At 41.8% G+C, this 17,888-nt stretch carries 33 protein-coding genes and 6 pseudogenes; 13 read left to right on the top strand and 26 right to left on the bottom strand.

The window, feature by feature from the left end; translation table 11 throughout:
• The 8 genes and pseudogenes from tnpA to K6984_RS23525 form a co-directional block, all read right to left on the bottom strand.
• Nucleotides 1-187, bottom strand: a pseudogene (gene tnpA / locus K6984_RS23550) (IS200/IS605 family transposase); the annotation flags it as partial.
• A gap of 55 nt (nucleotides 188-242) precedes the next feature.
• The gene (locus K6984_RS31620; protein ID WP_230988268.1) at nucleotides 243-944 is read right to left on the bottom strand and encodes an IS3 family transposase; all 702 of its coding nucleotides are present in this window, start codon (nucleotides 942-944) and stop codon (nucleotides 243-245) included.
• Nucleotides 878-1,408, bottom strand: a complete 531-nt coding sequence (locus K6984_RS31615; RefSeq protein WP_230988265.1) for a transposase — start codon at nucleotides 1,406-1,408, stop codon at nucleotides 878-880. The genes K6984_RS31620 and K6984_RS31615 overlap by 67 nt, the downstream gene beginning before the upstream one ends.
• Nucleotide 1,409: 1 nt before the next feature.
• Nucleotides 1,410-1,715, bottom strand: coding sequence for a hypothetical protein (locus tag K6984_RS31610; RefSeq protein ID WP_230988264.1), 306 nt, complete (start codon nucleotides 1,713-1,715; stop codon nucleotides 1,410-1,412).
• 228 nt (nucleotides 1,716-1,943) lie between these two features.
• Nucleotides 1,944-2,381: pseudogene (locus K6984_RS23535) on the bottom strand (IS6 family transposase); the annotation flags it as partial.
• Nucleotides 2,347-2,502 (bottom strand): hypothetical protein, encoded by a 156-nt coding sequence (locus K6984_RS23530; RefSeq protein WP_221897580.1) that lies wholly within the window; start codon nucleotides 2,500-2,502, stop codon nucleotides 2,347-2,349. The gene K6984_RS23530 and the pseudogene K6984_RS23535, both read right to left, overlap by 35 nt.
• Before the next feature lie 27 nt (nucleotides 2,503-2,529).
• Nucleotides 2,530-2,658, bottom strand: a complete 129-nt coding sequence (locus tag K6984_RS34730) for a hypothetical protein (protein ID WP_263458596.1) — start codon at nucleotides 2,656-2,658, stop codon at nucleotides 2,530-2,532.
• Nucleotides 2,644-2,874 (bottom strand): annotated as a pseudogene (locus K6984_RS23525) (IS6 family transposase); the annotation flags it as partial. The pseudogene K6984_RS23525 and the gene K6984_RS34730, both read right to left, overlap by 15 nt.
• 116 nt (nucleotides 2,875-2,990) lie before the next feature.
• Here K6984_RS23525 and K6984_RS23520 point away from each other — a divergent pair.
• From K6984_RS23520 to K6984_RS23510, 6 genes are all read left to right on the top strand, one after another.
• The gene (locus K6984_RS23520; RefSeq protein ID WP_221897579.1) at nucleotides 2,991-3,425 is read left to right on the top strand and encodes a hypothetical protein; all 435 of its coding nucleotides are present in this window, start codon (nucleotides 2,991-2,993) and stop codon (nucleotides 3,423-3,425) included.
• Complete coding sequence (locus K6984_RS23515) at nucleotides 3,380-3,544, top strand: hypothetical protein (RefSeq protein ID WP_221897578.1); 165 nt, start codon at nucleotides 3,380-3,382, stop codon at nucleotides 3,542-3,544. The genes K6984_RS23520 and K6984_RS23515 overlap by 46 nt, the downstream gene beginning before the upstream one ends.
• Before the next feature lie 3 nt (nucleotides 3,545-3,547).
• Complete coding sequence (locus tag K6984_RS34725) at nucleotides 3,548-3,676, top strand: hypothetical protein (protein ID WP_263458844.1); 129 nt, start codon at nucleotides 3,548-3,550, stop codon at nucleotides 3,674-3,676.
• 25 nt (nucleotides 3,677-3,701) lie between these two features.
• Entirely contained in the window at nucleotides 3,702-3,827 is a 126-nt protein-coding gene (locus K6984_RS34720; RefSeq protein WP_263458857.1) for a hypothetical protein, read from the top strand.
• Nucleotides 3,828-3,854: 27 nt separating this feature from the next.
• Nucleotides 3,855-3,983 carry a hypothetical protein gene (locus tag K6984_RS34715; RefSeq protein WP_263458856.1) on the top strand — a complete coding sequence of 43 codons (129 nt, stop codon included), beginning with the start codon at nucleotides 3,855-3,857 and terminating at the stop codon, nucleotides 3,981-3,983.
• 1,034 nt (nucleotides 3,984-5,017) lie between these two features.
• Nucleotides 5,018-5,389, top strand: coding sequence for a BT4734/BF3469 family protein (locus tag K6984_RS23510; protein WP_221897656.1), 372 nt, complete (start codon nucleotides 5,018-5,020; stop codon nucleotides 5,387-5,389).
• On the opposite strand, the pseudogene K6984_RS23505 reads toward K6984_RS23510, so the two are convergent.
• From K6984_RS23505 to K6984_RS31600, 3 genes and pseudogenes are all read right to left on the bottom strand, one after another.
• Nucleotides 5,390-5,524: pseudogene (locus tag K6984_RS23505) on the bottom strand (IS6 family transposase); the annotation flags it as partial. It lies immediately after the preceding gene.
• A gap of 311 nt (nucleotides 5,525-5,835) precedes the next feature.
• Nucleotides 5,836-6,465 carry an IS3 family transposase gene (locus K6984_RS31605; RefSeq protein ID WP_221900220.1) on the bottom strand — a complete coding sequence of 210 codons (630 nt, stop codon included), beginning with the start codon at nucleotides 6,463-6,465 and terminating at the stop codon, nucleotides 5,836-5,838.
• A gap of 5 nt (nucleotides 6,466-6,470) precedes the next feature.
• Nucleotides 6,471-7,001, bottom strand: a complete 531-nt coding sequence (locus K6984_RS31600) for a transposase (protein ID WP_230988263.1) — start codon at nucleotides 6,999-7,001, stop codon at nucleotides 6,471-6,473.
• A 137-nt stretch (nucleotides 7,002-7,138) separates the two neighbouring features.
• Between K6984_RS31600 and K6984_RS23495 the strand changes: the two genes are divergently transcribed.
• Complete coding sequence (locus K6984_RS23495; RefSeq protein WP_221897655.1) at nucleotides 7,139-7,489, top strand: hypothetical protein; 351 nt, start codon at nucleotides 7,139-7,141, stop codon at nucleotides 7,487-7,489.
• A 63-nt stretch (nucleotides 7,490-7,552) separates the two neighbouring features.
• On the opposite strand, the gene K6984_RS23490 is transcribed toward K6984_RS23495, so the two are convergent.
• Nucleotides 7,553-7,933 (bottom strand): transposase, encoded by a 381-nt coding sequence (locus tag K6984_RS23490; protein ID WP_087871275.1) that lies wholly within the window; start codon nucleotides 7,931-7,933, stop codon nucleotides 7,553-7,555.
• Nucleotides 7,934-8,275: 342 nt separating this feature from the next.
• Here K6984_RS23490 and K6984_RS23485 point away from each other — a divergent pair, with 342 nt between their 5' ends.
• Nucleotides 8,276-9,001, top strand: a complete 726-nt coding sequence (locus tag K6984_RS23485; protein WP_221897654.1) for a hypothetical protein — start codon at nucleotides 8,276-8,278, stop codon at nucleotides 8,999-9,001.
• Between the two features lie 163 nt (nucleotides 9,002-9,164).
• Here K6984_RS23485 and K6984_RS23480 read toward each other — a convergent pair whose 3' ends face one another.
• On the bottom strand, nucleotides 9,165-9,308 hold the full coding sequence (locus tag K6984_RS23480; RefSeq protein ID WP_221897653.1) for a hypothetical protein: 144 nt from the start codon (nucleotides 9,306-9,308) through the stop codon (nucleotides 9,165-9,167).
• Between the two features lie 15 nt (nucleotides 9,309-9,323).
• On the opposite strand from K6984_RS23480, the pseudogene K6984_RS23475 reads away from it, so the two are divergent.
• Nucleotides 9,324-9,620 (top strand): annotated as a pseudogene (locus K6984_RS23475) (recombinase family protein); the annotation flags it as partial.
• 90 nt (nucleotides 9,621-9,710) lie between these two features.
• Here the strand turns inward: K6984_RS23475 and K6984_RS23470 are convergent.
• Both K6984_RS23470 and K6984_RS23465 read right to left on the bottom strand, forming a co-directional pair.
• Nucleotides 9,711-9,965 (bottom strand): hypothetical protein, encoded by a 255-nt coding sequence (locus K6984_RS23470; RefSeq protein ID WP_221897652.1) that lies wholly within the window; start codon nucleotides 9,963-9,965, stop codon nucleotides 9,711-9,713.
• An 11-nt stretch (nucleotides 9,966-9,976) separates the two neighbouring features.
• On the bottom strand, nucleotides 9,977-10,120 hold the full coding sequence (locus K6984_RS23465; RefSeq protein ID WP_221897651.1) for a hypothetical protein: 144 nt from the start codon (nucleotides 10,118-10,120) through the stop codon (nucleotides 9,977-9,979).
• Here K6984_RS23465 and K6984_RS34710 point away from each other — a divergent pair.
• Nucleotides 10,098-10,226 (top strand): hypothetical protein, encoded by a 129-nt coding sequence (locus K6984_RS34710; RefSeq protein ID WP_263458855.1) that lies wholly within the window; start codon nucleotides 10,098-10,100, stop codon nucleotides 10,224-10,226. The genes K6984_RS23465 and K6984_RS34710 overlap by 23 nt on opposite strands.
• Before the next feature lie 102 nt (nucleotides 10,227-10,328).
• On the opposite strand, the gene K6984_RS34705 is transcribed toward K6984_RS34710, so the two are convergent.
• Both K6984_RS34705 and K6984_RS23460 read right to left on the bottom strand, forming a co-directional pair.
• A complete protein-coding gene (locus tag K6984_RS34705; protein ID WP_263458596.1) occupies nucleotides 10,329-10,457 on the bottom strand; it encodes a hypothetical protein in 129 nt (42 codons plus the stop codon).
• Between the two features lie 423 nt (nucleotides 10,458-10,880).
• Nucleotides 10,881-11,096 carry a hypothetical protein gene (locus K6984_RS23460; protein WP_221897650.1) on the bottom strand — a complete coding sequence of 72 codons (216 nt, stop codon included), beginning with the start codon at nucleotides 11,094-11,096 and terminating at the stop codon, nucleotides 10,881-10,883.
• Between K6984_RS23460 and K6984_RS34700 the strand changes: the two genes are divergently transcribed.
• Nucleotides 11,053-11,181 (top strand): hypothetical protein, encoded by a 129-nt coding sequence (locus K6984_RS34700; protein WP_263458854.1) that lies wholly within the window; start codon nucleotides 11,053-11,055, stop codon nucleotides 11,179-11,181. The genes K6984_RS23460 and K6984_RS34700 overlap by 44 nt on opposite strands.
• A gap of 305 nt (nucleotides 11,182-11,486) precedes the next feature.
• Here K6984_RS34700 and K6984_RS23455 read toward each other — a convergent pair whose 3' ends face one another.
• The 3 genes from K6984_RS23455 to K6984_RS23445 form a co-directional block, all read right to left on the bottom strand.
• Nucleotides 11,487-12,416, bottom strand: a complete 930-nt coding sequence (locus tag K6984_RS23455) for a protelomerase family protein (protein ID WP_167374399.1) — start codon at nucleotides 12,414-12,416, stop codon at nucleotides 11,487-11,489.
• 89 nt (nucleotides 12,417-12,505) lie between these two features.
• A complete protein-coding gene (locus tag K6984_RS23450; RefSeq protein WP_167374398.1) occupies nucleotides 12,506-12,730 on the bottom strand; it encodes a hypothetical protein in 225 nt (74 codons plus the stop codon).
• A gap of 65 nt (nucleotides 12,731-12,795) precedes the next feature.
• A complete protein-coding gene (locus K6984_RS23445; RefSeq protein ID WP_221897649.1) occupies nucleotides 12,796-13,149 on the bottom strand; it encodes a hypothetical protein in 354 nt (117 codons plus the stop codon).
• Between the two features lie 14 nt (nucleotides 13,150-13,163).
• Between K6984_RS23445 and K6984_RS23440 the strand changes: the two genes are divergently transcribed.
• Nucleotides 13,164-13,301 (top strand): hypothetical protein, encoded by a 138-nt coding sequence (locus K6984_RS23440; protein WP_221897648.1) that lies wholly within the window; start codon nucleotides 13,164-13,166, stop codon nucleotides 13,299-13,301.
• A 1,091-nt stretch (nucleotides 13,302-14,392) separates the two neighbouring features.
• Here the strand turns inward: K6984_RS23440 and K6984_RS23435 are convergent.
• The 6 genes and pseudogenes from K6984_RS23435 to K6984_RS34685 all read right to left on the bottom strand — a co-directional run bounded on the left by K6984_RS23435 (nucleotide 14,393) and on the right by K6984_RS34685 (nucleotide 17,084).
• Entirely contained in the window at nucleotides 14,393-15,409 is a 1,017-nt protein-coding gene (locus tag K6984_RS23435; protein WP_221897658.1) for an ISAzo13 family transposase, read from the bottom strand.
• A gap of 92 nt (nucleotides 15,410-15,501) precedes the next feature.
• Nucleotides 15,502-15,783, bottom strand: coding sequence for a transposase (locus K6984_RS23430; RefSeq protein ID WP_263458858.1), 282 nt, complete (start codon nucleotides 15,781-15,783; stop codon nucleotides 15,502-15,504).
• 4 nt (nucleotides 15,784-15,787) lie between these two features.
• The gene (locus tag K6984_RS34695; protein ID WP_263458853.1) at nucleotides 15,788-15,916 is read right to left on the bottom strand and encodes a hypothetical protein; all 129 of its coding nucleotides are present in this window, start codon (nucleotides 15,914-15,916) and stop codon (nucleotides 15,788-15,790) included.
• A 27-nt stretch (nucleotides 15,917-15,943) separates the two neighbouring features.
• Entirely contained in the window at nucleotides 15,944-16,072 is a 129-nt protein-coding gene (locus K6984_RS34690; protein WP_263458596.1) for a hypothetical protein, read from the bottom strand.
• Nucleotides 16,073-16,153: 81 nt separating this feature from the next.
• Nucleotides 16,154-16,720 (bottom strand): annotated as a pseudogene (locus K6984_RS23425) (Tn3 family transposase); the annotation flags it as partial.
• Nucleotides 16,721-16,730: 10 nt separating this feature from the next.
• Nucleotides 16,731-17,084 carry a Tn3 family transposase gene (locus K6984_RS34685; RefSeq protein WP_263458852.1) on the bottom strand — a complete coding sequence of 118 codons (354 nt, stop codon included), beginning with the start codon at nucleotides 17,082-17,084 and terminating at the stop codon, nucleotides 16,731-16,733.
• Between the two features lie 12 nt (nucleotides 17,085-17,096).
• On the opposite strand from K6984_RS34685, the gene K6984_RS23420 reads away from it, so the two are divergent.
• Nucleotides 17,097-17,279, top strand: a complete 183-nt coding sequence (locus tag K6984_RS23420; protein WP_221897647.1) for a hypothetical protein — start codon at nucleotides 17,097-17,099, stop codon at nucleotides 17,277-17,279.
• Nucleotides 17,280-17,888 lie beyond the last annotated feature (609 nt).

The raw sequence follows: 17,888 nt of genomic DNA, 5'->3' as shown, positions 1-17,888 counted from the left end.
CATGCGAGAAGTACAACCTTTCAACCGCTTTACTAAATAACTGATACATAATTTTGGAGGATATTCTATATGCATGTGGACATGATCTTTACTTACCCTCTTTTAAGATCTGGACATCCTCTGCATCACATACCTGAATTATCAATTCACGACAACGCTTTTTAATATCGCCCTTTAATATCGGATATTATAGCACCCCAAAGAGTCAAGACAGATTTTTCAACAATCCTTATTCCATATTCCTAAGCCGCTTCATTCTGCTGTTCATTAGCTAAAATACTTTCTCTATATACATTCATTGGTTTTTTATAGTCCAGGGTTTCATGAAACCGTTGATGATTATAAAACTCAATATAGTCATCAACATCTTCTATTAACGCTCTAATTGAACCATATTCATTTAAATAAATACGCTCACATTTTGCACTTCGCCAAAACCGTTCAATACAAATATTATCCGTTGCTCGTCCTTTTCCATCCATAGAAATAGTAATGCCTTTGTTTTTTAGTCGTTGGGTATGAATTTCACTGGTGTATTGACTGCCTTGATCCGTATTAAAAATTTCAGGTGTTCCGTAGAGAGAAAGCGCTTCATCTAATACATCCATAACTAAAAAAGAATCCATTGTGTTTGATATTTTATGGGCGAGCACTGCTTTTGAGTGCCAATCAATAATCGCCGCTAAATAAACCATCCCTTCTTTGGTTTTAATATAGGTTATATCTGTACTCCAAACTTGGTTAGCGTGTGATATATCAAGATCTCTAAGCTTATAAGTATATTTTTTATGTTCTTTTATGGGGATCGTTGTATTGACTTGTTTTACCGCTAATACGGCTTTCAAGCCCATCTGCTGCCGATAACTCGCCACCGTGTTTAAACTGACTTTAAAACCACCTTCAAGCAACTGCTGGTGTACTTTAGCCGCACCATAAATAGGGATGTCTTTAAAAATGTGATTAATCTGAGTTTTGATCTCTTCTTTCTTTTTATTCTCTCTTTTTTGTAATAGAGATTGCTTCTATTTAATCCTAATAATGCACACTGCTGTGTTAGAGGTAGAGTGTTAAGCTTGGGCTCAATCAACTGTTTTCTATCAGATGAGTCCAAGCTTTTTAGCTTTTTTTCGAGCCACTCCTTTTCAACCGTCATTTTTCCTACGATTTTTGTGAGCATCTCATTTTGTTCTTGAGCTGCTAATAGATCCTCTTTGTAATCTTTAACGGCTTTGGAGGGCTCCATTGCTATTTCTGCATTGTCTAAGAATATTTTTTTCCAGTTTTGTAGGTTCTTAGGTGTGATGTTATTTGCACTGGCAATTTCTTGCAGTGTTTTTTCATTCTTTAAAACTTCTAATACCAACTTGCTTTTAAATTCAGCACTGTAGACCGTTCTTTTTCTGCTCATTTTAATACTCCAATTTTTTACAAATAGTAACTAATTTGGAATAAGATTGCTTTGATTTCTTGTCTGGATTTGCTGGGGGATTATAATTTAACGGATTCTTTGTAGTCCTGAACAACACTTCTCCTTCGTGATACATGAATCCTAAGTTGTATTGTGCTTGAGAATCTCCTTGTTCTGCTTCCTTCCTGAGTAATGGCGAGGGTTCTTTTGTGTCATAAACAACGCCTACCCCTCCTTGTTCTCCTAAACTCATGTCTACAGCCCTCATACATCCATTAAGTGTTGTTAATGAAATTATTATTCCCAAAATTGCATACAGAGTTTTCATATTATTTTATTTCTTTTAGTTGAATATTCCGTAACTACTCAGCGGAGCTGAGTAGTTCAATGAAATTATAAAGCAAATTCAGGTAACTTTCCCTCAAAGACCAGGGTCATTGCCTGAGTTGCACTTAGACCTTGTTTACGGCACGTTGATAAATGGTTCTGTCGCAATAATTATCAAAAGCACAGACCTCCTGGTCTTCAGGCATAACTATCCTGCTAAAGCCATAAACTGCTTATAAGCAGGAATATTTTCCTCAGACAATTGCCCCTTTCGGATCATATGTGCCGTTTCAATTCCATCAATTGTTGCTTGGGCGGAGTGAAACGCTTTAAAGCACATCATCGGTTTTGTTATTTTTTTGATAAAGCGATGATCCTGTTCGATGATGTTATTCAAATATTTAACCTGTAATATGTCGATCATAGTGGCAAACCCAGCGAGGATTAACAAGAGGTTAATATTGGCTAATCCTGCATAGTTAGCGCCACTTTTATCCATAACGACCTTATCAGGAAAGCCATTATTGTTAATCGTTTGTTTGAAAAATGCGGTTGCAGCCTCTTCATCACGGTACTCAGAAAGCATGAAATCAAGCGTATCCCCGTGACTATCAACAGCTCGGTATAAATAGGTCCACTGACCCTCGCTGAAAATCCTGGAAACGGAGCTTTAGCGAAGTGAAGATTTTTAGTCCGCGATAGCCGTAGGGTCGTTGTTTTGTCGGAGTCTGAGCGTTAGCGAAGGTGGAGACAAAATAAAAGGCCATCCGACACGGCGTCAAGTCATTTGGAGCCTATGTTCCGACCCCTTGTTGGGTCGGGACGAGGTGACGAGGACGAATCGGGGCCGCCGGAGGCATAAGTGGTCGCGTTAAGTTTTTGCTGCTTGCTTGGGCTGGGATGCCCAAAACAAGCTTTCGCAAAAATAGCGACTCCCCGATAACTTTGATATACGTTTCATCCATGCGCCACGATTTATTGGTTCCTCGTTTCTGAGATTTAGCTTTCACAGCAATGGCAGGAGAATAACGGATAACCCAACGATTGAGCGTAGCATGATCCACTTCAACACCTCTTTCTTCCATAATTTCTTCAAGGTCGCGATACGAAACGCCATACCTGACATACAGGCGCGCCATGCTACCTCACGAAATTCCGGGACTCCTGTCGCCGTAATTCGTTCACCTACGCAGCGAATAGGAGATGCTCCAGCCGCCCTGCGTCCGCCACAGACTGAGCACAAAGCAGCTCAGTCATGGCTACCACAAATGGCTCTACGGCTATTCGGGATAAAATTTTAGCCTCCCTCGCGCGCTATCGCGCACTTCGGATTGGCAAATTTCCCTGCGCCTTCTGGAGACTATCAGCCCGTCCGGGGCTGACAGCGGGGGAGTCGCTATTTTTGCGAAAGCTTGTTTTGGGCATCCCAGCCCAAGCAAGCAGCAAAAACTTAACGCGACCACTTATGCCTCCGGCGGCCCCGATTCGTCCTCGTCACCTCGTCCCGACCCAACAACAGGCGCGCCATGCTACCTCACGAAATTCCGGGACTCCTGTCGCCGTAATTCGTTCACCTACGCAGCGAATAGGAGATGCTCCAGCCGCCCTGCGTCCGCCACAGACTGAGCACAAAGCAGCTCAGTCATGGCTACCACAAATGGCTCTACAACTATTCGGGATAAAATTTTAGCCTCCCTCGCGCGCTATCGCGCACTTCGGATTGGCAAATTTCCCTGCGCCTTCTGGAGACTATCAGCCCGTCCGGGGCTGACAGCGATTGTTAGGGCTGCCAAGGGGATGCGTAGTTAAAGAATGAATAAACTAGGTGCGGTGGCAAATGGTACGTATCAACAGCGAAGAGTATTGTTGAATGATAATCGGGGACTAGAAATCATCACTTCGCTTAGGCTACGTTTCCCTGATTTTCAGCGAAGGAAATAAATAGTCTTTCGGGGAGTCGCTATTTTTGCGGCTTGTTTTGGGCATCCCAGCCCAAGCAAGCAGCAAAAACTTAACGCGACCACTTATGCCTCCGGCGGCCCCGATTCGTCCTCGTCACCTCGTCCCGACCCAACAAGGGGTCGGAACATAGGCTCCAAATGACTTGACGCCGTGTCGGATGGCCTTTTATTTTGTCTCCACCTTCGCTAACGCTCAGACTCCGACAAAACAACGGCCCTACGGCTATCGCGGACTAAAAATCTTCACTTCGCTAAAGCTCCGTTTCCAGGATTTTCAGCGAATGTAGCTATCTCGATAACCTCTGCCACTCTATCGAGAGCAGTCCCCGAATCTTTGAAGCATACTTTATTTATCCCTCCCTTAGGTATGCCGCTCACTCGAGCCATAAAGCAAGACCTACTCTCCCCCGCTATCCGAGCATATCTCACTCTCGCTTTACATCCCAACAGGTGTCCTTGGTGGCTTTGTCGTACAGACTTAATTATGCCGTAAGGTTCATCTGTGAGTTTATTACAGAGCAAGAGCCTACACCCCACGTATTCATAAAAACAGGGGACAGATAAACTGTTTATATAACACAACTTATTCATCTGTCCCCCTTTCCCAGCAAAACACGAGGGGGACTCCAGGCTTCACTATATTTTTTGAGTGGGTAGAGCAGGTGAAGAGATCTAATCGGGGGATTATTAATTCAATACAACAGAACCGCAAAGCCGGCATGGGTTAGACCGGTGTCTGTTTTTTATATAAGTGGGGCAGGAGGCTTGGTTTTGGGATAAGTGTTAAAAATATCTTGAAAAAGACTTGCAATCCAAAATAAAGTAGCTATTATATTATATAATAGCTGTGAGAAACAGCTAGATATATGGAATAAGTCCTGCTCCCCATCAAAATAAATTAATGGGGAGCAGGACTTATTTTTACTACGCACTATAAAGATGAAACCTTTAGCCGGGGAGATTCTTTATAGGGCTTTAATTGCTAGACAACTATGAGGACAACACAGAGCATCTAACAAGATTTTCTAATACTACAAATACATTATATCATGTATTTCAAGAAAGTCTAGTTGTTCTGCTAAAAGCATGAATAAACTACATAAAAACACCCCCATTCAAGATAACACCGATTGTGCCACTGGGGTATCTACATCAAAAACAAAACGTCAAGCGAACCCTGCACCTGATTGTAAAGGCATCGGCAACGTTTCATACATGCCCCGGGTAAACACTCCGAAAAACCACTCTAATAAATCCCTTGATGATGTTATTGGTGATTAGATCCCCTAAATATGAGCCGGTTACTCAATCATTAAGGGATTTGCGAGAGAAAAGTGAGAAAGCTTATAAAAAACAAAAGGCGATTATTTGTGAGGCTGTTAGCTTCAACGGTACATTCAAGTTAGGTCAGTCCGTAAAAAATGGGACTTTCGAGAAGTCGAGCGGTTTATTGATTGTAGACCTAGACCATCTGGAAGATGTTCACTTAGCTAAGTCGGACTTGATAACAAAACCTAATATTGTTTTTTGCTTTATCAGTCCCTCGGGCGATGGTTTAAAGCTAGGGGTTCGGGTTGATGCTAGTCTAATTAATAACGATGCAGACTTTAAGCAGGCTTATTTTCAGATAGAGTCGATATGGTTCTGTCGCAATAATTATCAAAAGCGCAGACCTCCTGGTATTCAGGCATAACTATCCTGCTAAAGCCATAAACTGCTTATAAGCAGGAATACTTTCCTCAGACAACTGTCCCTTTCGGATCATATGTGCCGTTTCAATTCCATCAATGGTTGCTTGAGCGGAGTGAAACGCTTTAAAGCCCATCATCCGCTGAAAATCCTGGAAACGGAGCTTTAGCGAAGTGAAGATTTTTAGTCCGCGATAGCCGTAGGGCCGTTGTTTTGTCGGAGTCTGAGCGTTAGCGAAGGTGGAGACAAAATAAAAGGCCATCCGACACGGCGTCAAGTCATTTGGAGCCTATGTTCCGACCCCTTGTTGGGTCGGGACGAGGTGACGAGGACGAATCGGGGCCGCCGGAGGCATAAGTGGTCGCGTTAAGTTTTTGCTGCTTGCTTGGGCTGGGCTATAGCACCCCAAAGAGTCAAGACAGATTTTTCAACAATCCTTATTCCATATTCCTAAGCCGCTTCATTCTGCTGTTCATTAGCTAAAATACTTTCTCTATATACATTCATTGGTTTTTTATAGTCCAGGGTTTCATGAAACCGTTGATGATTATAAAACTCAATATAGTCATCAACATCTTCTATTAACGCTCTAATTGAACCATATTCATTTAAATAAATACGCTCACATTTTGCACTTCGCCAAAACCGTTCAATACAAATATTATCCGTTGCTCGTCCTTTTCCATCCATAGAAATAGTAATGCCTTTGTTTTTTAGTCGTTGGGTATGAATTTCACTGGTGTATTGACTGCCTTGATCCGTATTAAAAATTTCAGGTGTTCCGTAGAGAGAAAGCGCTTCATCTAATACATCCATAACTAAAAAAGAATCCATTGTGTTTGATATTTTATGGGCGAGCACTGCTTTTGAGTGCCAATCAATAATCGCCGCTAAATAAACCATCCCTTCTTTGGTTTTAATATAGGTTATATCTGTGCTCCAAACTTGGTTAGCGTGTGATATATCAAGATCTCTAAGCTTATAAGTATATTTTTTATGTTCTTTTATGGGGATCGTTGTATTGACTTGTTTTACCGCTAATACGGCTTTCAAGCCCATCTGCTGCCGATAACTCGCCACCGTGTTTAAACTGACTTTAAAACCACCTCAAGCAACTGCTGGTGTACTTTAGCCGCACCATAAATAGGGATGTCTTTAAAAATGTGATTAATCTGAGTTTTGATCTCTTCTTTCTTTTTATTCTCTCTTTTTTTGTAATAGAGATTGCTTCTATTTAATCCTAATAATGCACACTGCTGTGTTAGAGGTAGAGTGTTAAGCTTGGGCTCAATCAACTGTTTTCTATCAGATGAGTCCAAGCTTTTTAGCTTTTTTTCGAGCCACTCCTTTTCAACCGTCATTTTTCCTACGATTTTTGTGAGCATCTCATTTTGTTCTTGAGCTGCTAATAGATCCTCTTTGTAATCTTTAACGGCTTTGGAGGGCTCCATTGCTATTTCTGCATTGTCTAAGAATATTTTTTTCCAGTTTTGTAGGTTCTTAGGTGTGATGTTATTTGCACTGGCAATTTCTTGCAGTGTTTTTTCATTCTTTAAAACTTCTAATACCAACTTGCTTTTAAATTCAGCACTGTAGACCGTTCTTTTTCTGCTCATTTTAATACTCCAATTTTTTACAAATAGTAACTAATTTGGAATAAGATTGCTTTGATTTCTTGTCTGGATTTGCTGGGGGATTATATGCGTGTTGAACCCAAAACGATAGTTCAAGAATATCTTAAGGGGAAATAACCATGGAAGAAATTGCCCAGAAAGAAATTACTAGTACTTGTTTGCTGTTGATGACCGACGATATTGAATTTATCGAAGGATGTCGAAAGCTGGTCTTTTTGAGAAATCAATACGACCTAGCTGAAGACTTGACCTTTTCTCCTATCGTAGGGATTGTATCAGAAACAGATGATTTCCCAGACAAAAACGCAAGAGAGAATTTCAGCAAAGACTATTTAGAACGAATTGATAAGGAAGTCATGGATTATATATTGGAAGTTCGTCCATCAATAATTGATGCGTGTAGTATTCTTATCGAGAAATACGTTTCTGTCGCAAAAAAACAAAATAATCCTATTACCGGATCTATGTAAGCGTCTATTTTTCCCACCTATAGTTTCTCAGATAAATAATTTCCAAATTTGGAGCGCTTAAACTTAGGCGGTAACAACGAAATCTTCCCGCAATTTTTGCATAACACAAATCACTTTACTGGCATCATGCATATAAGTGTTAAAAGTTTGCACAACTGAATCATGAAGATCTTCAAAAGTTTTAAAATACTTCATATGAGTCGAATCGCGTTTCGTATTTTTCCATAATTTCTCAATCGGATTAAAATCCGGCGAGAACGCAGGGAGACGTTCTACTGTCAAACGATCTACATTAGCTAACTTAAATTCCTTAACAACACCGCTTCCATGATACGGGGCACCATCTTCAATTAGAATAATCTTGGGCTTCCCGTCTAAAGCGGGACAAAATTTAATGTTATGCAGATAATTTTGTATGATAATCGTATGAAAAAAACAATACAACTGCCAAAGTACAGGCGACTAGAAAATCAATTATTAAGGGCGCTGTAGAGTAAGTACGGACAAAAAAGTTTACGTGAAATAGCCCAAGCCATTTCAGGAACAAAAAGCAGTGTTCATCGTAGCGAAAATGCTAGAAAGAAGCGCAACCAGAACCCTGAGTCTTATCTATGGGAAACTGAGGCAGGAAATGAGTGGACGCGATTATTATTCTTTGCGACTATTTACCATTTTGGCTTTGAATGTGGGGTGGGTGCCGATAAGTTATCCGATTATTTTAAATTAATTCGTATGGATACGCACATTGGTTCATCACCGTCTACTTTTCTGAGACAACTCCAGAGAATGGAAGGGTTATTGCCGGAGTTTCAAACACTATGTGAAAACCAGGTTGAATGGACAACGCGAGAGTCAGTTGTTGCTATGGATGAAACCTTTTTCGGTCATTTCTTAATTTTAGTCTTAATGGATTTACGTTCAGGCTACTTGATTTTAGAGAGTGTGGCAACTGACCGTTGCTTTGATACCTGGTTTACTCATGTAGAGCTACGCCTTAAGGGCCTGGGTGTTCATGTTAATCATGCGGTGACGGATCGTGCCAAAGCCTTAATAAAAATGGCGATCACAGGTTTTGGGTGTGAATCGGGGGCGGATATTTTTCATGCACAACAGGATGCCGTGCGATGGTTGGGGGCTTCATTAGGCAGGCGATTGTCGAACGCTGAAAAACAACAGGCTGATACCACCGAGTCAGAGGATCTGCATCCGTTTTCATTGTTGAATAACCAGCCGCAAACTGAGGGCATATTGCTCGATAAACTTGAAAAAAGAGTCCGTTGCTTCGAAGAAATCGCGAAAAAACAAACCATACCAGATAATAACAAAACCGCTAAAAAACTACGCAATCAAATTCCCTCTTTAGTGGTGAATGTGATGGCATGGTGGCTTTTGGTCAACGAAAATTTACAGGCATTAAAGGTCGATGCAATTTTACGAATATGGATTATAGACGCTTTATGGTTCTGTCGCAAAAAACAAAATCACCCTATTACATACGATCATAAGATTTAATTTCAGCCAAAGAAGATCCGCGTGTTCAACTAAAAATGGTACTATTTTTTAATTTATTATTTTCCTGAATGGCGCATGCTACTTGGCTTTACAACTATATTATCGTAATTTTAATGATAGGATGAGAGAGTTTTTCTCCTGGATGATGTCTTATCCATTGGTTTCATAAAAACAGGTTACAGTTGATTTTTACACAAATATTTATTTTTTGCGACAGAACCCGGATCGGGGCCGCCGGAGGCATAAGTGGTCGCGTTAAGTTTTTGCTGCTTGCTTGGGCTGGGATGCCCAAAACAAGCTTTCGCAAAAATAGCGACTCCCCTCAGGCAAGTTAGTCTTTGGAATATTTGCGGCACTGGCTGAGTTTGAAAGAGATTTGATTTCAGAAAGAACTAAAGATGGATTGGCTTCTGCTCGTGCTAGTGGTAGAAAAGGCGGGGCTTCCTACAAAATGACTCACGCAAAATTAAGATTAGCTGCAGCTGCTATGGGAAAACCTGAAACCAAGGTTTCTGACTTATGTAAGGAAATCGGGATTACCAGACAAACACTTTATCGTTATGTTGCTCCTGATGGATCTCTGCGAGAAAGTGGAAAAAAGGTATTGAAAAAATCTTAAGGGGGTTTATGTTCCGAATTCTGTGTCGACCCCAGGATATAACAAATGCCACATTCCTTCGGAAACAGGGCTACTTTCTGACGAATTGCTTCAATTTGATAAGGTTTCATATTTTATGATCCTTACAATAATGTTATTTTGGTTAATGTACTTTTTTACTGGCTTAGGTAGTTGAGTCGGTAAGCACATCGCTAGTGTTATTAGTGCGATGTATAGCTTCATGCGCTGAAAATCCTGGAAACGGAGCTTTAGCGAAGTGATGATTTTTAGTCCGCGATAGCCGTAGGGCCGTTGTTTTGTCGGAGTCTGAGCGTTAGCGAAGGTGGAGACAAAATAAAAGGCCATCCGACACGGCGTCAAGTCATTTGGAGCCTATGTTCCGACCCCTTGTGGGTCGGGACGAGGTGACGAGGACGAATCGGGGCAGCCGGAGGCATAAGTGGTCGCGTTAAGTTTTTGCTGCTTGCTTGGGCTGGGATGCCCAAAACAAGCTTTCGCAAAAATAGCGACTCCCCGATTATTGCTCCTATTTTAGTGCGCGTACTGGTTCTGTCGCAAGCGCTGAAAATCAGGGAAACGGAGCCTAAGCGAAGTGATGATTTTTAGTCCGCGATAGCCGTAGGGCCGTTATTTTGTCGGAGTCTGAGCGTTAGCGAAGGTGGAGACAAAATAAAAGGCCATCCGACACGGCGTCAAGTCATTTGGAGCCTATGTTCCGACCCCTTGTTGGGTCGGGACGAGGTGACGAGGACGAATCGGGGCCGCCGGAGGCATAAGTGGTCGCGTTAAGTTTTTGCTGCTTGCTTGGGCTGGGATGCCCAAAACAAGCTTTCGCAAAAATAGCGACTCCCCGATATTATTGGAAATGCAGAAAACCTAGTCTTCAGGCATAACTATCCTGCTAAAGCCCAGCCCTGACGCATGAACCTTGCAATATTCAGGTGTTTATGACGGTTAACTATAAACGCGAGTTTCCAAGTTTTTGATCTCGAAATCTTAAAGTAACAACGTATAAAAGGGTCAATTAAGCAACACAGTGAAATTAGACTTAGACTGCGATTAGTCTTTATTTACGCTCAAAAAATCATAGTATTGCAATTCAAAACACTAGCAACAAATATCTCACGATAACGCACCAACGACGGCACTCACTGCCGTCTTCTCAATAAGACTCACGTCCCTGTATGGTTTTTCATTTCAAGCCACCAGTGCACCATAGGATGGATATTTATGTCGCACAGACACAGTGCTCCGAATTATTCAGACGCTGAAAATCATGGAAACGGAGCTTAGCGAAGTGGTGATTTTTAGTCCCTGATAGGCGACAGGGCAATTCGCTGATTCGACGTGTGCTAGCAGCACGCGAGAGGAGCAAGAATTGCATTCCGAATAGCCGTCCAGCCAGTGAGGTAGTAATGACGAAGCGGCTTTTGTGCGTAGTCGTTGCGGACGCAGGACGTTCAGGGCATCTCCCATCCGCTGCGTAGGTGAACGAATTATGGCGACAGGAGTCCCAGAGTTTCGTGAGGTAGCATGGCGCGCCTGGGCGCGTATAACTTAGGAGCATAGTAAAACGGTGAATCAAATGTAGCTTAATAAATGCCCTGTACAAGAAATGTACAATATAACCCTAGCCTATATGTATTGTGGCTTTCAGTCAGTTACACAAAAGTAGCACACACTTTTATCAACAGTTCTTGTGGGTAACTACGATATAAGAATTGTTGCTCACAATTTACGCATAGTAATGTCACAGGGTTATTTATCTCTGCACGGTGTGATACATACGTCTTAATGTGAGTTATCAAGATAATAAAGCCTCACTAATAGTAATTATTAAATGCGGATTGAATGAAAATCAAGTATTCATTTTGCTTTAAGTTTTGTGAGTAGTGTTTGTGTTATTTGTGCGCTGGGATTTTTGGTGATGGTATCCTTTGTGAATTCGTGAGCGCGGATTATAGCCACTGAGTTTGTGCGTTTGACAGGTGCGTCTTTTAGCTTTAGCTTTTCTATGTTTACGCTTATTGCGCCTTTGTGTCTGACTCTTTCTGTGCTCAGGTGCTCAACTGCATCAAGTAGCGCGTCATCGTCTAGCTCGTCGACAATAGAGATGCCTTTGTAGCTTAACTGGGTTGATAGATCATCCTCTGCATGTCCGAGTATCTCGCAAAAGAATGATTCAATCGTGCGCTTGTTTGGGTCATGGAATGTCTGGCTAGCGCTTGTTGCGTAAATAGCTCTTAAGTCTTTAAACGTAAACGGCTTGCCCAGCAGTGCTTTAACTCGATTATTGAGAGCCTTTGACAGGCTTGTGTTGATCTCGTCGTGAGTAAGGTTGGGGACGGGTTTACCAAGGAAAATGGAGCGGCTTAGTATCTCGCGTAGCTTTTTCCATATTTTATTAAAGTCCTTGAGTGGCACTAGGATAGGAATATTGAGTGCGCCGACATTATCTCGACCTTTTGTTTTGGCTTGCCCTGAGAACTCAATGTGCGCTGTTCTATTACATCCCTTGGCTGGAGCAAAGTCGCCAGTTGATAAAACCTCGATGCACCGCCGTCCACTGGCTAATGCGATGTAAATGGATAGGTTTATCCAGTTATCACTCGTTGCAAGTGTCTCAAATATGCTATTTATTCTTTGTCGAGAAACGAGCCGTACATTAGAGTGCTTTAGGTTTAAATTCTTTTGTGATGATTTTCTTGTTGAATCTGCAATGGTGTTAACGGGTGTTAGTCCGTAATAAGGTTTAAGCTCTATCCTAAGGTTGCATAAATCGTTATAAAGGCTCACGTTGTCCTCTAGGCATTGAGATTTGAGCTTGGATAGATTCTTCTGGAGACCATCATCCCGTTCGTGGATGACAGCGTTAGAATCGACAATTAGAATTCACGAATAGCTCGCGTGTCTTGAGCTGCGTCTTTCACTGTGCCGGTAATATCCATTTCTTCACTCTTTTTATCCCCAAATACGATGGCCTCCACCGATTGGTAGGCATATATGCTAACCTTATCCGTGCCATGATAATCTTCTATAGCCTCACTTGAACTTACATACATTCTAAACCTAAAAGGGTAAATTCTCGGTTCCCATAGGTTTTTGTACATTAATACTAATTCCCCTGTTGAAGGGATAAACCAGTCACTATAACCATTGAGCTTGTACTCGTCTACTATCTGGGCATTGGTTTTGTGCGTAGTTGAGACGGACGCAGGGCGACCAGGGCATCTCCCATTCGCTGCGTAGGCGAATGAATGTTGGTGACAGGAGTCCCAGAATGTTGTGAGGTAGCATGGCGCGCCATGTCTGTAGCCGATCCTAGACGCTGACCATACTTTTTATTCCGGCCCCGCTGCTTTGGTTTTCTTTTTTCTGGAAGGTCATACAACACATTCGCTGTCAGCCCCGGACGGGCTGATAGTCTCCAGAAGGCGCAGGGAAATTTGCCAATCCGAAGTGCGCGATAGCGCGCGAGGGAGGCTAAAATTTTATCCCGAATAGCCGTAGAGCCATTTGTGGCAGCCATGACTGAGCTGCTTTGTGCTCAGTCATGGCGGACGCAGGGCGGCTGGAGCATCTCCTATTCGCTGCGTAGGTGAACGAATTACGGCGACAGGAGTCCCGGAATTTCGTGAGGTAGCATGGCGCGCCTGTAGGGCTGAGAGTCTGCTAAATTAAAGGTCTACTCAAATTGCTCTGATGAACAAGCGATTGGTTATATTATACTGTTTAAGGGATTGCAGTAATTAAACCAAAATGGAAACTATGGTTTTCCCAACCATGATAATTTATCCTAATTGAGCAAGAAATTGATTTCATGCACGTTTAATAATTAGTTGAAATGAAGTCATACGCGTGTTGCCCCAGAACATGGTGTGTTTTGAAGCTGAGATGAATAAACGCTTGAGAGCTGTGGCTTTCCCTGAACTGGATACTTCTGAAAATCCGCTGACCGTAGATGTTCAATAAAAAAAGCTCCAAGAAAGGCGGCCAAAGAGGGGTAGCTATAAAACCCTAAATTGTAAATGTAATGATTTCGTATAAATATCCATAGGTTGTACATGACAGTAACCCTAGTCTTTGATTATAAAAGGACTATAGGTATAGTACAATCTATATTAGGTTGCACACTAAATAGCGTTTTATTATGAAGTTTAAAAAGTTACTCCCTCCCTAGGGTAAAGAGTCCCCAGAATACTGTTGCTTGTTGCAATAAGCCAACCCTTTATTTTGGAATGGTTTACCGTTTAATCTTTGTTTTCTGTAACAGCTATAACAAACCACACACCCAAATTAGTCAATCGCTTATTGGGGGGCATGTAAGCCCCTTAAAGACCCACAAAAACCTTTAACGGGTATGTATGATAGGGGTTAGCTGTTAAAGCGCCTTAAAAGCGATATAAAACGCCTTAGCGAAGAGCTGGCGCGCCATGTGTGCTGTGAGTTATCCTTTTTAGAGTACTCGTATTCAATTGTAAAAACATCAGGCGCGCCCAATATAGAAGATTACAGATACGATAAAAAAGTTACTTACCCCCTGGGCGAAGAAAAAAAAACAGGTTCATAACCAGGTTTACACAAATACGTATCTTTTGCGACAGAACCCGCCTGTGTGCTTTAATCTACTGGGATAGATCGTGCCAATTCTAGGAGTCTCTGTTTCACCCCCTCATCCTTAGCCCCGTTTTTCTCAGCATACAGTACGTACTTTTTTGAATCCGTTGCCCAAGAGACTAAGGAATAAGCACGAAACAACTTCCCGATATTAATTATTTTTGAGGAATTGCACGGTAATTCCATTTTGGTAAATGTGTATCAAATACAATCGGCATTATTTCTTTGAAGTCAGCGGCATATTTTCGTCCTGTCTCGTATATTTTGTCGAGTATGTGAACAATTGTTGTTAGTCCTTTTGACGTTGATGTTCTAGAAATCAATGCTTTAACTGTTTCAACCGAGTCAAATACAACACCTTCACAAGCACGAGTAACATGAGGAAAAAAACGATGTTCAATGGGATTATACTGGGAGGGATAAGGAGGATAGTGGGCAATCCTAATTTCCAATCCAAGTGCATTCGCAGTCTTTTGTAAATCTTCTTTAAAAATGTAGTGCCGTGAGCTGTTACTCCCTCCAGCATCGCAAAGGATCAACAATGATTTTGCTTTAGGATAATGAATAATACCCTCGTTTACCCACCATTGAAATAAGCTATCACAGGCAAATTCACTGGTATCATGACTCGTTCCAAGCGTGATATATCCTGTGTTTCGTTTGAGGTCATAAAACCCATGAGGAATAACACTGCCTGTTGCAGAGCTAGGGAAATCATGATCATTCGTTTGAATGGCTGCTTGTGTATAGAGCGATCCATTACGATAAAAAGTACCCAATAACGCTTTCTTTTTGGTATCCATACTAATAACAGGGTTTCCCGCATCCAGGTAGTCCTGCTTCAATTGGGTAATATTTTCAAATTGAGCATTGCGGTCAGGATGACCACCCATCGTAATGTTTTTCTGGGCTTTGCGCTTAACATATTCATGTTTTTTTAATAAATATCGAACGATATTACGACTGACAGAATAACCCTTTTTTAATAATTCACTGACGATTTCACGCGGCTTTAGATAAGTCCACCTAATAGATGAATTCATTGGATTGCCTGCTGTATGCTGTTGAAGAATATCTAAAAAGTCTTGATCTATTCCACTGTATTCAGGGGTAGAGGTCTTTTTTTTCGACCGCCTCCAGGTTGTCTGATTCCTGTTATATCCAGTTCTAATTCGGTGAGTTCTTTTTTTCCTTGGCGGATAGTTTTTGGGTCACACTCTAATAGGGGTCCTGTGGAAGAACCCCCAAAAGTGTTCGTTCTGAGCTAATCCACTTTCCAGAAATACCGTTTTAAATGTTTTTCAAGCTCATTTACCATCGCATCTACATCAATATCACCATCGCTTTTTCTAAAATTATACTTGCCAGTGAATGCAATATGCGACCAGGCAATGGGTGAGATTCTGGCAAATTCATCAACAATTTCCTGGCTCGTTCCAGCGGCAAGCATCCGTTCATAAACGGTGTTTAAAATAATGGCGTTATAGGCGATGATGGAATTTGCAACGAGCCTTACTGCATGTGCGCTGATTTGATTGTTTTCTATCTTTTTACCTTCGCTGAAAATCAGGGAAACGTAGCCTAAGCGAAGTGAAGATTTTTAGTCCGCGATAGCCGTAGGGCCGTTGTTTTGTCGGAGTCTGAGCGTTAGCGAAGGTGGAGACAAAATAAAAGGCCATCCGACACGGCGTCAAGTCATTTGGAGCCTATGTTCCGACCCCTTGTTGGGTCGGGACGAGGTGACGAGGACGAATCGGGGCCGCCGGAGGCATAAGTGGTCGCGTTAAGTTTTTGCTGCTTGCTTGGGCTGGGATGCCCAAAACAAGCTTTCGCAAAAATAGCGACTCCCCGATAAAAATTCCACGATAAATTTTCCTGATGAGCCCTTGTAGTTGGTGATAAGCCTCCGTTCTATTCCTAGCTGTTCGTATGGCTTTTCGCAGAGCCATGTTATCAATTAAATTTAACACATGGGTACTTTTAAATATTGAATTATATTCAATCAGTGCTTTTTTAAGTCCGGTATAACGCGCATAAGAGTTTAATTTTCTAACGATGGTACTTTGCGTGTTTTCTTGTAGTAGTAAAGAAAGTAATACCCGCAAGATGCCGCTTTTTTTCGATTTAATCAGGTTTTTATCGATGACTCCCTGTGAGCGAATAATCCCAGTATAGTTGTCAGTCGTTTTTACTGAATACAAGTTGTTTGCCGCGTCCTTTATGTCTTTAATGCTAGGAACATAATCAACATCGATAGAATCCAATATGACGAAGTTGAGCTTATTGAGAGAGTGATTGTCTCCTGTCACCATATCAATGTTAATGTTTGTTTTATTTCCCTGAATGACGTCGTAAAGAGCGTGCCCTTCATATTCGTTAAGCCCAATATTTTTAGCATTGGCGGCAACAAAGTTTGCAATCAATGTATAAATCGATAGCCCTGGGGATTTTCCAAGATATTTTTTTGAATATCTTGATTGAATGGTGCTTTCACTAGTTGCTAATTTTTAGCCCGTCAGCATCGGCCAGCATTTTGTCATCCATTATATTCCACAGTTTAAAAATAGGCAGCGAATGAATCAGGTTGCCCACCATGTCATTCGCAGCGCATAACGTCTCTATGCGCATAAAATCTTCATGAGTTGAACGCATCAGGTTGTAATTAAGATCAGACATCTCAGCCATCTTTTCAATGCCAATACCAAAAGCATCCGATAAAATACAAGCATTACAGGCGCGCCATGCTACCTCACGAAATTCCGGGACTCCTGTCGCCGTAATTCGTTCACCTACGCAGCGAATAGGAGATGCTCCAGCCGCCCTGCGTCCGCCACAGACTGAGCACAAAGCAGCTCAGTCATGGCTACCACAAATGGCTCTACGGCTATTCGGGATAAAATTTTAGCCTCCCTCGCGCGCTATCGCGCACTTCGGATTGGCAAATTTCCCTGCGCCTTCTGGAGACTATCAGCCCGTCCGGGGCTGACAGCGATGGCCAATACTATGGGCGTCTTTTTTTTATTGTATCGGGTTTTCATATGAGTAAAGGATCGCCACATGCCAATGTGATCACCTATATACATCATGATGCTAGGTATTTCTACTTGAGATAGGGTTCTGAAAAAAGCATCATCCAATTTATCCAGGCTGTCATAACCCAAACTCCAGTCCTGCTGCTCACCCGTTTTCATTTCTTTGATATTGAACGCTAAATTTTCACCGTCACTGATTCGTTTTGTCGTTCTATTCCATGTGGAATCTAGCGTCATAAGAGCTGCGTCCAAGCGTTCATCACAATAAATTGGAATTTTTGGATAGCCAAACTCATTGGCTATTTTTTCAACATCATCGACTAATGCATCGCTAATCAAATCATGATCGATGTCGCAGTAAGAAACACTTTCATTACAACAGAGCAGGCCTTTATCCAGGCGACGATACATCTTATGGTAAACGAAAAACTCGAATAAATGAGGATCTACCTGCGCATCATCTGAATCTTTTTTCAAATAAGGGAGCTGTGTCTTTGATAGGGTGTCTTCTATATCTTGTGGTAATTTAAACGTAGATGGGCCTTTGCCACTACCATAGTGCATTTTCATTAAATCAATGAGCGCCATGATATCGTTGTCTTCCGCTGAAAATCAGGGA

The sequence above is a fragment of the Bathymodiolus japonicus methanotrophic gill symbiont genome (genome assembly GCF_019721995.1).
Taxonomy (GTDB): Bacteria; Pseudomonadota; Gammaproteobacteria; order Methylococcales; family Methylomonadaceae; genus Methyloprofundus.
Note: the sequence above shows the minus strand (reverse complement) of the source record. Positions and strands in the feature narration are given on the sequence as shown.